Consider the following 13,232-nt stretch of genomic DNA (forward strand, 5'->3'; position numbering starts at 1 on the left):
CCCCCCCCCCGGGCAGTTCTCAATACAGCCTCCGCGCGACCGGCGGAGCGCCATCAATCACGGACCAACACGCGATGAATCAGCAAACCATCCAAACCGCCCCCAATACCGTTCAGGAGTGGTGGAAAACCGGCATCATCTACCAGATCTATCCGCGCTCGTTTCAGGACAGCGACGGCGACGGAATCGGCGATTTGAGGGGCATCGAGAGCCGACTTGACTACCTCGTCGACCTCGGCATCGATGCGATTTGGATTTCGCCGATCTTCCCCTCCCCCATGACCGATTTCGGCTATGACATCTCGGACTATCGCGGCATCGACCCGATGTTCGGCACGCTGGAGGATTTCGACCGCCTGGTCGCCGCCACCCATCGGCGCGGGTTGAAACTGATCCTCGATTTCGTGCCCAGCCATACCTCGGAAAAGCATCCCTGGTTCGTTGAGGCGCGATCCTCGCGGACCAGCGCCAGACGCGATTGGTATATCTGGCGCGACGCCAAACCGGATGGCAGTCCGCCAACCAACTGGATCAGCGAATTCGGCCCTTCCGCCTGGACCTGGGACGCGGGCACGGGGCAGTATTACCTCAACATCTTCCTTTCGGAACAGCCCGCGCTGAACTGGCGCAATCCCGAAGTTCAGGCAGAGATGCTGGACACGATGCGCTTTTGGTACATGCGCGGGGTCGATGGCTTCCGGGTCGATGCCATCACCCACGTCGCGCCCGACCCCGACAAGGGCGACCATCCGCCCAACCCCGCCTGGCGCGCCGAAATGAACCCGTCGCAGCGCTTTCTCAAGGTGCATTCTAAGCACCAGCCCGCCGGGTTCGACTATGTGCGGATGATGCGGCAGGTGACCGAGGAATTCCCGGACCGTGTGCTGATCGGCGAGACGGATGGCGAGCTGAAAGAGGTCATGGCCTATTACGGCGCGGATTTCGACGCCTTCCAGCTGCCGTTCAACTTTACCCTGCAGGACGCGCCCTGGGAGCTGCCGGAAATCGTCCGTCGCATCGAGGCCTACGAGGCCGCACTGCCAGAGGGGGCCTGGGGCAACTGGGTACTGGGCAACCACGACTGTGCCCGCATCGCCAGCCGGGCCGGCCCCGCGCAGGCCGCCGTTGCCGCGACGCTGCTGCTGACCTTGCGCGGGACGCCGACGCTCTACCAGGGCGATGAGCTGGGGATGGAGAGCGCGGTCATTCCCCCCGAGGCCGTGCAGGACCCCTGGGAAAAGCAGGTGCCGGGGCTCGGCCTTGGCCGCGACCCCGCGCGTACGCCGATGCCTTGGGAGCCGGGGCCGACCCACGGCTTCAGCAACAGCCAACCCTGGCTACCGGTCTTTGTTCCGGTGGAGGGGGACGCGGCGGCACAACGCGCGGACCCTGCGTCGATGCTGAACCATGTCCGTGCGCTGATCGTCCTGCGCCGCAAGACGCCCGCGCTGACGCTTGGCAGCTATGAGACCATAACGGCCCAGGACGGGGTCTACGTCTTTGCGCGCCATCTCGATGGCGACAGCTACCACGTCTGCCTGAACTTCACCGACACCCCCAGGCCCTGCCCGGTGTCGGGCGAGGTGGTCCTGTCCTCTTACGTCCATGAGGGCGACGGCGCTGCGCATGCAGGCCAGATCGCTCCGCATGGCGCTCTCATCCTCAAAGCAGGCTGACCGGCCCGCGACTTGTTCCGCCTGCACTTCAACCCAACGGAAGACCAACATGAACCACACACTCAGAGAGCCCACCCGCTGGTGGCAGTCGGCCACCGGCTACCAGATCTACCCGCGCAGCTTTTGCGATTCGAACGGTGACGGGATCGGCGACATCCCGGGCATCATCTCCAAACTCGACCACCTGTGCGACCTCGGAATCGGGTTCATCTGGCTCTCACCGGTCTACCGCTCGCCGATGGCCGACAACGGCTATGACATCTCGGATTACAGGGACATCGCGCCCGAGTTCGGAACGATGGCGGATTTCGACCGGCTGGTGGCCGAGGCGAAGGCGCGCGGCATCGGCATCGTCATGGACCTTGTGGTGAATCACAGCTCCTCGGACCATCCCTGGTTCCACGCTGCGCGCACCTCTCGCGAAGCGCCGGAACACGAATATTACATCTGGCGCGATGCGGCGCCGGACGGTGGGCCACCGAACGACCATCAGGCCGCGTTCGGCGGCTCGGCGTGGACTTTCGTGCCAGGGGTGGGCAAGTACTACCTGGGCCATTTCAGCCCTGAACAGCCGGACCTCAACTGGCAAAACCCGGTTCTCCGGCAAGAGATTTATGATATGATGAACTGGTGGTTCGACCGGGGCATTGCCGGGTTCCGCATGGACGTCATCAGCTTGATCGGCAAGGATGTGGATGCCGGATTGTTCGAAGAAGGCCCGTTTTTGCACCAGTTCCTGCAGGAGATGCACAGCGAAACGCTGGCCGACCGCGACATTGTCACCATCGGGGAAAGCTGGTCCGTCAGCACCGATACCGCGCGGCTCTATTGCGGGCGCGACCGGCACGAGCTCGACATGGTTTTCCAGTTCAATCACGTGGTCGAGGGCTGGGATCCGGTGCATGGCAAGTGGAAGCCGAAACCCTTCGACCTGGTCGCTTTCAAACGGGTGCTGAACGACTGGCAGGCAGCGCTGGCCGAGGATGGCTGGAACTCGCTGTTCCTCAGCAACCACGACCTGCCGCGGCAGGTGTCGAAATACGGCGATGACGGCGCATACCGGGTGAAATCGGCGAAGATGCTGGCGACCGTGATCCACCTTTTGAAGGGCACTCCCTTCATATACCAGGGCGAGGAGATCGGCATGACCAACGCCACCTTCACCCGCATCGACCAGTTCCGCGACATCGAGACGCTCGGTCATTACGCAGAAGAGATCGCGCGCGGCGTCGCACCCGAGGATTTCATCGCCGGCGTCAACGAGAACGGCCGCGACAACGCGCGCACGCCAATGCAATGGAATGCCGGACCGAAGGCCGGCTTTACTGACGGCACGCCTTGGATCGAGGTCAATCCGAACCATGAGAGGGTCAACGCCGAAGCCGACCGCACAGATGCGGATGGCATATTCGCGTATTACCAACGCCTGGTCGCTCTGCGTAAGGACTGGCAGGTCATCGTGCACGGCACATACCGCCCCATCGCGAAGGATGACGGCGCAGTTTTCGCCTATCTGCGGGAGCTGGATGGCGTTCGCGTGGCGGTGATCGCAAACTTCACCGCCGAAGAAACGGATTTCGACCTGCCCGTTGAGTTTGTCGGCGCCGGTCGCTGCCTGCTGTCGAACGACGTGCCGCGGACCAGTCTGGAGCGACGCCTGAGCTTGGGACCTTTCGAGGCCTTCGCAATGTCGATCGGATCCGAGCGGTCTTGTGGCGATCGCCAATAGGCATGGTGGCAGCTGCATTTCTTGGGCAGGTTGATCTGCCTTTTCCTGGCAGGCTTTGCATAGGGCGTATGCTTTTATGACGACCTTGTGGGCGGCCACCGTGAAGCCGGCCTGTGTGGGTTTCCGGCGTCAAGAAGCCGATCAGCAAGAGCCTTCAGGACCGAGTCGTGTCGGTTGGTGAAAAGGGCCGCTTGGAACATCGCATGTCGCAACAGGCGTCGTCCGCCTGCAGTGGCGTGCGTGCCGCGCATAGCTCGAATGTTGTGTACAACGGTCGCGTGCCCAAAAGGGCTGCGGTCCGCTCCCCCGAGATTTGGCCCAGATCGACGTTTTGGCAATCGGCATTGTGCCGGCGACCGGATCGAACCCGGGGGCAGACCGTGGAAACTCCGCGGTCACAGCAAGCTCTCCTTTCAACGTGACAGCCCGTTCTATTTGCGCCTCCATGCGGCGTCGCAGAATAGAGCGCTACTTTGGAAGACCCAGAAGGTCAGCTTCCATCAATCAGGCAGAACTGGTTCGCGCACGCAGCAAATGGCAGCAATGCGCAGATTGTGTTGAAAAACTCTCATGCAGCGCTTTGGGGCCAAATTTGGCAGAACAATATTCCGAATTATTCAAATTCTAGCGGCGTCACGGGGTGCAATCAGCTCGTCGAGGAATCGTTTCCCACATTTCCGAAATTTGCAAATGCAGCAAAGACTTTTTCAATAGAATCCGGGACAAAGCGGGCCTTCGCTGCACTGAAAGCGAAGGCCCGGAAACGGCATTCATCACTCGTCATTTATAGACCGCAGCGTATTCAGCGCGTTAATGGCAGCGGGAAGACCACCGTAGAGCGCCATTTGCCAAATTACCTCGGCGATCTCCATTTCGTTCAAACCAACTTTCAATCCAGCTTGAATATTGATCCGTAGTTGCGGTGCAGTTTGGGCCCCCATGGCCGACAATGCCGCGATTGTTGCAATGTACCGACTTTTCAGGTCGAGACCCGGACGCGCATAAAAGCGTTCGTAGGCCATGTCGATCACTGTATCTGCCATGCCCGGCAAGAGGTGCCCATATCGTTCTTCCAATACGGCCCGAACGCCGGGATTGAGATCATCGGCGAGTTGTGCACCGTTCATCGTTGTCATCTCAACGCTCCGCCCAAAGTAAATCCACCATCTACTACGACATCTTGACCCGTTACAAATCCAGAGTTGCCCGACAAGAGCCACATTGCTGTTCCTGTTACGTCCTCTGGTCTACCGTTCCGTCGAAGCGGTGTGTGGTTCGAAAGACGCGCGGAAATTTCTGGATCTAAAACTTCGTCTGCCATTGGGGTCAGAATGATCCCAGGGCTAATCGCATTGATCCGATTGCCACGAGGTCCTTCCTCGACAGCTAACACGCGCATCATCGCAAGGAGCGCGGCTTTTGTTGCCGCATACGCACCAGACCCAGGCATAACAGCGCCAGCCGTCCAAGACGCATTTATCAGCACGACACCATTTTTCATGTGGGATAGACACTGTGCCACCGTTTGCTGCGTGCCAATAAGGTTGGTTTGGATAAGATCCGCAAAGTCGTCAGCCTGAGTATCCCTGAGTGGTTTGAACTCACCCAGATGCCCGGCATTAGCAAAGACCGCATCTAACTTCCCGAAGTGAGCAATAGATGCTTTGAGGTTTGCGGCAATCTCGTCCGGCTTGGAGATGTCGCAGACTTGGAGCAGTGCAGAGCCACCAGCCTCTTGGATTTCTTTTGCAACTGCTTCGAGAGGTGTCTTGCGCCGCCCCCAAAGCGTCACAGAAGCACCTTCACTCGCTAGCGCAAGCGCCACCGCTCGCCCCATGCCAGTTCCTGCACCCGTCACAAGCACGGCGCGGTTTTCAAATTGGTTTTCCATATCGGTCTCTCTCTTAGGGTTGTTCAGAGAGGACGCTATATTAACAGTGGAACTATGATAATTGACCAATATGTTTAGTCATAGAAAGGGATTCCTTTACAATGGATCTATTCACTGCGATGCGCACTTTTGTCGAAGTGGCTCAAGCCGGTTCCATGAATGCCGCCGGGCTTAGGCTCAATGTGAGCGGCGCTTTAGTTGGGCAAAGGATCGCTGGCCTAGAGGATTACCTTCAGGCGAAATTGCTCAATCGAACGACGCGACAACAGAAGCTCACAGATTTTGGCGCAAGCTATCTCGAGCAATGTAGGGACATTCTGGAATTGGTTGATTTCTCCGAGGGCAAGGCAAGCGATCAGCAGCGACAACCTCAGGGGCGGCTGCGTATCGCGGCCCCGGTGAGTTTTGGATCAGCCGCGCTGATGCCCGCCCTAAAGGGCTTCACCGAGATCGCACCAGAGGTAGAAATCGAATTGACCTTATCCGACAACAATGAAGATCTGATCGCCGGAGGGTTTGACGCTGCTTTTCGCATTGGAGAGATGGAAGACAGCGCCCTCCTGCAAATTCAACTCGCCCCCTACAGGATGATGATCTGCGCGTCCGGTGAATATTTAGCAGAACACGGTGAACCGCAGATACCATCAGATCTGAATCGCTTTCGCGCAGTTCTCTTTTCAAGAACCGGACGCAAGCCGTGGCGATTCAAACAAGGGTCCGAAGAACGAAGCTGGACCCCTCAAACAAGAATTTCAGTGAATTCCGGTCAGGCTGTACGTGTTGCTGCAATTGCAGGCATGGGCGTCGCCATGTTGCCAGAAATTCTCGTCAGAGGTGACATCTCAGCGGGTAAGTTAGTGCAGCTATTACCTGATTGGAACTTGCCTGAACAACCTATGGCCCTGATCTATCACCGTGACCGGTACAGGCCGCAAAGGCTAACAAAATTCATCGATTTCGTGAAGTCAGTTTTTAGGAGCCAACTCGTATAGCCGACATTTAAGGAAGCTGCAGAATTGGTCAAAGAGGGCTCAAATCGGGCTTGAGGCGGCGCGGCACTCCAAACTTGACGTTGCAGGCTGCGGCGCGACCAACCGGATGACCGATTTTCGCCCAAACCGGACATGACCTTTGTCCTGCAAGAGCGAGAAGCGGTTGTTCACTGCTGAGCGCCCAAAAGTCCGTCGCGCTGATTAAGTAGGCGTCAAAGACGTATTTTTGATGTAGCCGTTAGCCTCAAAGTGTTCCGAGCGTTGTCTATTGCTCCGGTTGATCGTGATACTCCGTTTCCTTCTCATGTGGCCCGATATCAGCAGACACGACCGTTCAGTTGCCGGAATCTGTGCTCAGGGCGCGCGGTTCGATCTTCACGCCGGTTTCGATCGCGGCGCCGGGATAGGCGACGACCCGTTCGCCCAGTTCCACGCCGGCCAGCACCTCGGCCGTATCACCCGACATGTGGCCGATTTCGACATAGCGAAGCGCGGCGCGGCCATCTTCTTCCACGAAGACGGCCCAGCGTTCCGCATGGCGGAAAAGCGCGCTTTGCGGGATCTGCAGAACGTCCGCGCCCGCCCAGGAGACGATGCGTACGAAGACGCGGTACTGATCGCCCAGACCCTGCCGCTGTTCCGGCGGGGTGAGGATGTCAAGCAGAAGGCGCACGCGCTGTTCCTCGATCCCCAGGGCCGAAACGCGGGCGAAGGCGGAAGGATCGATCCGGCGTACCTGCGCGTCGATCACGCCCGTACCTCCCCAGCGTTCGATATAGGCGCGCGCGCCGCGTTCGATTTCCACCGCGTCGGTGGACAGCAGATTGACCTCGATTTCGAGATCCGACAGGTCGCCGATCGTCAGCAGGGCGGTCCCGGCTTCGGCCAGGCGCGCGTTGACGTCGACCACGTCGAGAACCGTTCCGTCATGGGGCGCGGTGATGCGCAGGCAGCAGTCGCCGGGGTCGCTGTCGGGATCGGGCGTGGACGGGGCCGAAAGCTGGGCTTCCATGCGGGCCTTCGTGGCTTTCTGCTGTTCCAGTTCGTAGAATGCGACCTCGCGATCGGCGCGGGCAGTTATCGCGCTTTGCTCGGCATCTTCCAGCACTGTGCGCGACACCGCCCCGCGGTCGGCCAGGATGCGATAGCGTTCCAGTTCGGCCTCGAGATGTTCAAGCTCCGCCTCGCTACGCGCGAGGTTGGCTTCGGCCAGCCGCACCGCGGCGGTGGCTTCTTCCACCGACACTTCGGCAAGGCGGCGGGCGCGCGCGTCAAGAAAAGCGGGTTCGGCTGGCTGGATGACGGCCACGACGGTATTGCCCTTTTCCACCTCGTCGCCGACATCGACGGGGGACCGCAGGGTGTTGCCCGTCACGGGGGCGGTCACGGCCCATTTTTCGCGCACCTGGGTGACGCCTTCGGCAGAAACGGTGATTTCCAACGGACCGCGCCGCGCTTCGGCCAGATCAACAAGCACCGGCTTGGGCAGAAGCGCCCAGACAAGGGCCCCGAGGAGGAGTGCGGCAAGTGCTACGCCTACGATGATCCGGAACATTCGCATCTGGTTCATTCTTTCTGTTTCAATGCACTGACGATATCGACGCGGTCCAACCTGCGCATGACGAAAAGGACGGCGCCCAGGGCCGAGCCTAGTACGATCAGGGCGGCCAGCGCAAAGGTGCGTTGGGTGACGACGACGGGAATGGTGACCACATCGGTGGAAAAACCCTGCGCCATGAGCAGCGCGAAACCGTATCCGGCAAGCCAGCCCACGGGAATGGCGAAGACGGTCAGCAGCATCTGTTCGACCACCAGAACGTAGCCGACCTCGGACCGTCTGAACCCCAGTACGCGCAGGCTTGCCAATTCATGGGCGCGTTCGGCCAGCTGGATGCGCGCGGCGTTGTAGACGACCCCAACCGTGATCAGCATCCCGAGCGTGGCGAAGATCACCGACATGGTGATAAGGCTTTCGCTGAGGGTGGCGACGAATTCGTTGCGCACATCTTCCCACAGGGTAAACCCCGCGATGGCGGGGGTTTCCTGCACCTTGGCCTGGAGATCGGTCAGCCGGTTCGGATCGATGGCCAGATGGATCATGTTGACCTGCGGCGTCTGCCGCAGCCGGTGAAACAGCGTGTCACGGTCGAAATAGGCGTCCTGCCCGAGGCTTTGGCGGATCACCGATGCGACGGGCACCTGCCAAGTTTCGCGTGGCGGGCTCAGCAGCTCGATGCGCAGACTGTCGCCCGGGGCGACGCCCAGACGCCGGGCCAGTTCCTCGGGCAAAACGACGCCCGCGGTGGAGGGGGTGATCGCGCGGCCTTCGGTATCGAGGATCTGGGTCAGCATGGCGCCCGGCGCGCGAGCCTGAAGCGTTACCAGCCGCGTTTGCGTGCCGTTCACCAGTCGGATCGGAATGGCATAGATGCCCTCGGCCCGCAGCACGCCGGGCAGGTTGCCCGCGTCGATCACGGCGCGGTCGTTCAGATTGCCGCTGAGGGTGAGTGTCGCGTCCTGCCGGTTCGTGTGTTCGAACAGTTCCGCCATGATCAGGTCGATCGCATCGAAGGTGAAGAACGACACCACCAGAACGGCGACCGATCCCGACACCCCAAACAGTGTCACCGCCGCGCGCCCCGGCCAGCGGATGATCGAGCGGACGATCATCATCGTGGTCTGCCGCAGAGACAGCATTTCGCCCAGGCTGTCGGCCCAGCCGCGCTGGAAGACGGGCGGCACGGGTGGCGACATCGCCACGGCCGGGGCAAGGCGCACCGAAGCGCGTACCGCGCGCAGCGCGCCGAGAATCACCGCGGCGATGCCCAGTATGCCCGAGATCACCAGCTGCCAGGGACCGGGGCGGTAGAGCAGCCAGGGAAAGCGGAAGAAATCGGTATACATCTCGGTCATCTCGTGACCCAGCCACCAGCCGAAGCCCCAGCCGATCAGAACGCCTAGAATGCCGATGCCCGCGGTCATCTTCAGGTAATGCAGCGCGATCGTCCGGGTGGTGTATCCTACCGCTTTGAACAGCCCGATCTGCGCTCGGTCAAGCGCGACGAGACGGCTGAGAACCATGTTCACCAGGAAGGCAGATACAACGAGGAAGATCGGCGGCTGCACCGTGGCCAGGGCACCCAGCTGCTTCAGTTCGCCGTCGATGAAGACATTCGATGGCTGCCGGTCACGCCCGTAGGCGCCGGTGCCGCCATACGGGGCGAGGATGCGGTCCACCGCATCGATGACGGCGGCTTCGTTGGCGTCGCGCGACAGGCTGAGGGTGAGGTCGTTGAACGCCCCTTCCAGTTCCTTGACCGGCGCGGAGGCGGTTTCGCGCATCCAGATCAGGCCGAAATGCCGGTCATCCGGCATCAAGGCGCCCGCGCCGATCGTATAGATATATTCGGGCGACAGCACGATGCCGGTGACCACCAGTTCGCGTTTGCGGCCGTTGAGGATGGCGCGGAACGTGTCGCCCGGCCTAAGTCTGTTGGCATCGGCGAAGGGTTCGGAAATGGCGACCTCGTTCTGATGCAGCGCCTCGGGCAGGCGGCCGTGGCGGATCAGGGGCAGGTTCAGGATGGCCCCGCCCGAGGCGGGCAGCGAAATCACCCGGGCAGAAGCCGGTTCGCGCATGTTTTCCAGATCCAGAAGCGCGGTGAAGACGACGCGCCCTTCCACCCGTGTCACGCCGTCGATCCGGGCGATTTCGTCCAGAACCTGCTTGGGCGCGCGGGTGAGGCTGGCGAAGACATCGGCAAAGCGGTGGCGTTCGTAATAGGCCGCGCGCGTTTCTGTCAGGGATCTCTGGGTTCCGGACGCAAGCGTCATGACCATGATCCCGCAGGCCAGTACCAGCGCGATGGCAAGGCTCTGAGCCCAGATATGGCGCATGTCGCGCAGCAATTTGAGGTCGAGCGCCCGCATTACCAGCTGACCTCGGACGGCGCGACCCGTTCGGCGTTTTCCTCGATATGCGAAATCCGGCCGTCGGTCATGTAGATGACGCGATGCGCGATCCGGCGGATGGCGGCGTTATGGGTGATCAGCGCGGTCGCCGTGCCGAGGCTGCGATTGACCTCGATCAGGGCTTCCAGAACGGTGGTGCCCGTCTTGCTGTCGAGTGCGCCTGTGGGTTCGTCGCAAAGCAGGATGTCGGGCCGCTTGGCGATGGCGCGGGCGATGGCGACGCGCTGCTGTTCGCCGCCCGAAAGTTCCGCCGGGAAATGCGACATCCGATCGGCAAGCCCGACACGGTCCAGCGCCTCTTCCGGCGACATCGGGATTTTGGCGATTTCGGTCACCAGCGCCACGTTTTCGCGCGCGGTGAGGCTGGGAACGAGGTTGTAGAACTGGAACACGAACCCAACATGGTCGCGCCGGAACTCGGTCAGGGCGCTGTCCGACAGGCGGGTGAGGTCTTCGTCGCGGAAAAAGACCCGGCCCTCGCTGGGCCGGTCAAGCCCGCCGAGGATGTTGAGCAGGGTGGACTTGCCGGACCCGGAGGCGCCCAGAAGCACGACGACCTCGCCCTCGAAAAGCGAAAGATCAATGCCGCGCAGGGCATGCACATCCACCGCACCGGTGTGGTAGACCTTGGTGATACTTTCGGTTCTGAGAATAGAGGTTTTCATCTGGTTGGGCTGATTTCCTGTTGCGCCTCAACCAAGTATAGTAGGCGCTGCACGTCCGAGTATTGATCTGCCGCAAGGAAGGCATGAACCGTTCCAGTCTGCCGCGTTTCGATTTTGATCCGACTGGAAAGTGAATGCTGATGTATTCTCCAGATGGACAATGAGTAATCAGGGAAGATTAGGAATCCGTACTGGTCCGGCTTCGCAGGAAAAGTGCGTATTTTAGGCAAGTTTCTGAAGTCGTGGAAAAACGCTTTGAACTCGAGCGGCCATTCGCTAAGCCGCACGCTGATGACTGATATGGGCTGTGCGCTCCGCTTTGCAAAGTCGACTTCCTGCGGATTGCTGCCCTTGGTATGTTGCGCCGCATTTGGCGCTGGTCTGTGAGGGCTTGAATGGCTGCTTTTACCAGTCTGTAAAAGAGCACTTGCAGGTGCAGTAAATGTCAGGAGGTGTGATGACGGACCGCTCAGGAACCACGCTCGCTCCCCTATATATAGCGACCCTTCTTGCGGCTTGGTGCCGAACGTCCTGTTGGGTCGGAATTGCTTGGCACCGCCCACTGACAAGATTCAAAAGAATCGCCGCCAAGAGTCGGAAATGCGCGGCATTCGACACAGTTGTTGAACGTCAGACGAAATTGACTTTTACGTCACTAAACTGACCCAACGCGCTCCGGCCGACCTTTTCTACCACTGCGATCTAATGTCATGTATTCTCAGGAGTTTTGGGCAAAGATCGGTGCTCAGAGATGTCCGCAGGATGAGGCGGCGTCAACTGTCGGCCTTGCAGCACTTGGCTGGAAAAGCCTGGTCGCTTTCGAACGGAAAGAGGCCTAGCGAGCACTTGGAGCGGCACGAAAACGCGACACGCCCATTCTGCACATTCTGCGCTTTGTTGCCTGAAGAAGAGCCTTCATTGGACGCAGTTATACTGTGAGGGCCGTGAACGGCTTGAATGCTGGTGCGTCTGTTTGGGCGAATTGGCCGTTGCGGATCATGGGGTCATTTCGATCCCAGCTATCGTTGTTGCGTCGGACTGGAACGCCTTGAAACCGGCGTGCGGCACCGATGTCTTGTTTGTCGTGATGTCGCTGCGCAATGTGTCGATGCTTCCACTCGGCTTATGGCCTCTCATGCGCCTGCCTTGATCGGCGCGGTCTCAGACCCTTTTCGCGGTGCTGTCCCGGATGACGAGTTCGACGGGGAGGATGAGGGTTTCGTCCGGGGTGGGGGCGGTGCGTTGTGCAAGCAGCCTCTCGGCAGCGCAGCGCCCGAGGTGGGCGCGTTTTTGTCGGATGGTGGTGAGGGGCACGCTGGCGTAGGCGGACATCTCGATGTTGTCAAAGCCCACGATCGAGAAGTCGCGCGGCACGTCGAGGCCTTCAGCGCGCAGCCCTGCCATGAGACCGATCGCCATCTCGTCGTTGTCGCAGAAGACGGCGGTGGGGCGGGGCGTGCGCGCCAGCAGAGCCTCAGCGGCGGCGCGTCCCGAACTGAGGGTGAAGGCACCCTCAAGACGGTGGGCAGGCGGCAACCCCGCGGTGGCGAGCGCGGCGTCGACCCCGGCGGCGCGGGAGATCGACAGGGTGTTTTTGGCGGGGCCGGTCAGGTGCACGATGTCGCGGTGGCCGAGCCCGAGCAGGTGCTCGATTGCCAGTCGCGCGCCGGTTTCGTTGTCGGCGAGCACCCTTGGCCCCGCCAGTCCTTCGATCCATTCGCAGGCCTGCACCAGGGGCGGGCAGGAGCCATGGGCAAAGAGCGCGGGGTCAAGGGTGCCGTCGAGTACGATCACCCCGTCGGCCCGCGAACGGCTGAGATAGGACCGAATTCCTCCGTTTGGCGTGTCGGGGTCGGTCCGCAGGGTGTCGAGCACCAGCAGGCTCAGCCCTTCGGCCCGCAGGGTGTCCGAGATGCCGGCGAGGATTTCGGAGAAGAACGGGTTGGCTAGGTTTGGCACCAGCGCGAGCACTGCGCCCACCTGCTGTTGGCGCAGGTTTCGCGCCATGAGATTCACCGTGTAACCGGTTTCCGCGACGGCCTTTTCCACCGCAATCCGCGCCTGTTCCGAGACGATGGCGGGATTCGACAGGGCGCGGCTGACCGTGGCGACCGAGACCCCTGCCAATCGGGCAACATCACGGATTTTGGGTGGGTTGGTGGGGTCAGTCACGGGCGGTTCCTTGCAATTGGTGGACGACGATACGGGTAGAAAAGACGATACGGTGGAAAACAGGTGTTGAAAACCTTTTCATCCTGTGTCACGTTCATGAAACCGATTACATTGCGACAGTTTCTATGTCGCGTA

General features: G+C 60.6%; 9 protein-coding genes. 3 read left to right on the forward strand and 6 right to left on the reverse strand.

From position 1 onward, the window contains the following. Positions 1–74 precede the first annotated feature (74 nt). Entirely contained in the window at positions 75–1,676 is a 1,602-nt protein-coding gene (locus B30_RS14840; RefSeq protein WP_051130641.1) for an alpha-amylase family glycosyl hydrolase, read from the forward strand. Positions 1,677–1,725: 49 nt separating this feature from the next. After that, on the forward strand, positions 1,726–3,405 hold the full coding sequence (locus B30_RS14845; RefSeq protein WP_009572940.1) for a glycoside hydrolase family 13 protein: 1,680 nt from the start codon (positions 1,726–1,728) through the stop codon (positions 3,403–3,405). Between the two features lie 773 nt (positions 3,406–4,178). Here the strand turns inward: B30_RS14845 and B30_RS14850 are convergent. Next, the gene (locus B30_RS14850) at positions 4,179–4,541 is read right to left on the reverse strand and encodes a carboxymuconolactone decarboxylase family protein (RefSeq protein ID WP_009572941.1); all 363 of its coding nucleotides are present in this window, start codon (positions 4,539–4,541) and stop codon (positions 4,179–4,181) included. After that, positions 4,538–5,296 (reverse strand): SDR family NAD(P)-dependent oxidoreductase, encoded by a 759-nt coding sequence (locus B30_RS14855; RefSeq protein WP_009572942.1) that lies wholly within the window; start codon positions 5,294–5,296, stop codon positions 4,538–4,540. The genes B30_RS14850 and B30_RS14855 overlap by 4 nt, the downstream gene beginning before the upstream one ends. Before the next feature lie 101 nt (positions 5,297–5,397). On the opposite strand from B30_RS14855, the gene B30_RS14860 reads away from it, so the two are divergent. Then, complete coding sequence (locus tag B30_RS14860; RefSeq protein ID WP_009572943.1) at positions 5,398–6,288, forward strand: LysR family transcriptional regulator; 891 nt, start codon at positions 5,398–5,400, stop codon at positions 6,286–6,288. Positions 6,289–6,622: 334 nt separating this feature from the next. On the opposite strand, the gene B30_RS14865 is transcribed toward B30_RS14860, so the two are convergent. From B30_RS14865 to B30_RS14885, 4 genes are all read right to left on the reverse strand, one after another. Next, positions 6,623–7,858 carry an efflux RND transporter periplasmic adaptor subunit gene (locus B30_RS14865; protein WP_232616930.1) on the reverse strand — a complete coding sequence of 412 codons (1,236 nt, stop codon included), beginning with the start codon at positions 7,856–7,858 and terminating at the stop codon, positions 6,623–6,625. Continuing rightward, positions 7,855–10,218: an ABC transporter permease gene (locus tag B30_RS14870; protein WP_009572945.1), complete on the reverse strand. Its 2,364-nt coding sequence runs from the start codon at positions 10,216–10,218 to the stop codon at positions 7,855–7,857. The genes B30_RS14865 and B30_RS14870 overlap by 4 nt, the downstream gene beginning before the upstream one ends. Next, positions 10,218–10,925 carry an ABC transporter ATP-binding protein gene (locus tag B30_RS14875; RefSeq protein WP_009572946.1) on the reverse strand — a complete coding sequence of 236 codons (708 nt, stop codon included), beginning with the start codon at positions 10,923–10,925 and terminating at the stop codon, positions 10,218–10,220. Before B30_RS14875 ends, B30_RS14870 begins: the two co-directional genes overlap by 1 nt. Positions 10,926–12,086: 1,161 nt before the next feature. Then, the gene (locus B30_RS14885) at positions 12,087–13,097 is read right to left on the reverse strand and encodes a LacI family DNA-binding transcriptional regulator (protein ID WP_009572947.1); all 1,011 of its coding nucleotides are present in this window, start codon (positions 13,095–13,097) and stop codon (positions 12,087–12,089) included. Between the last annotated feature and the right edge of the window lie 135 nt (positions 13,098–13,232).

The organism is Celeribacter baekdonensis B30 (assembly GCF_000299875.1).
GTDB lineage: Bacteria > Pseudomonadota > Alphaproteobacteria > Rhodobacterales > Rhodobacteraceae > Celeribacter > Celeribacter baekdonensis_A.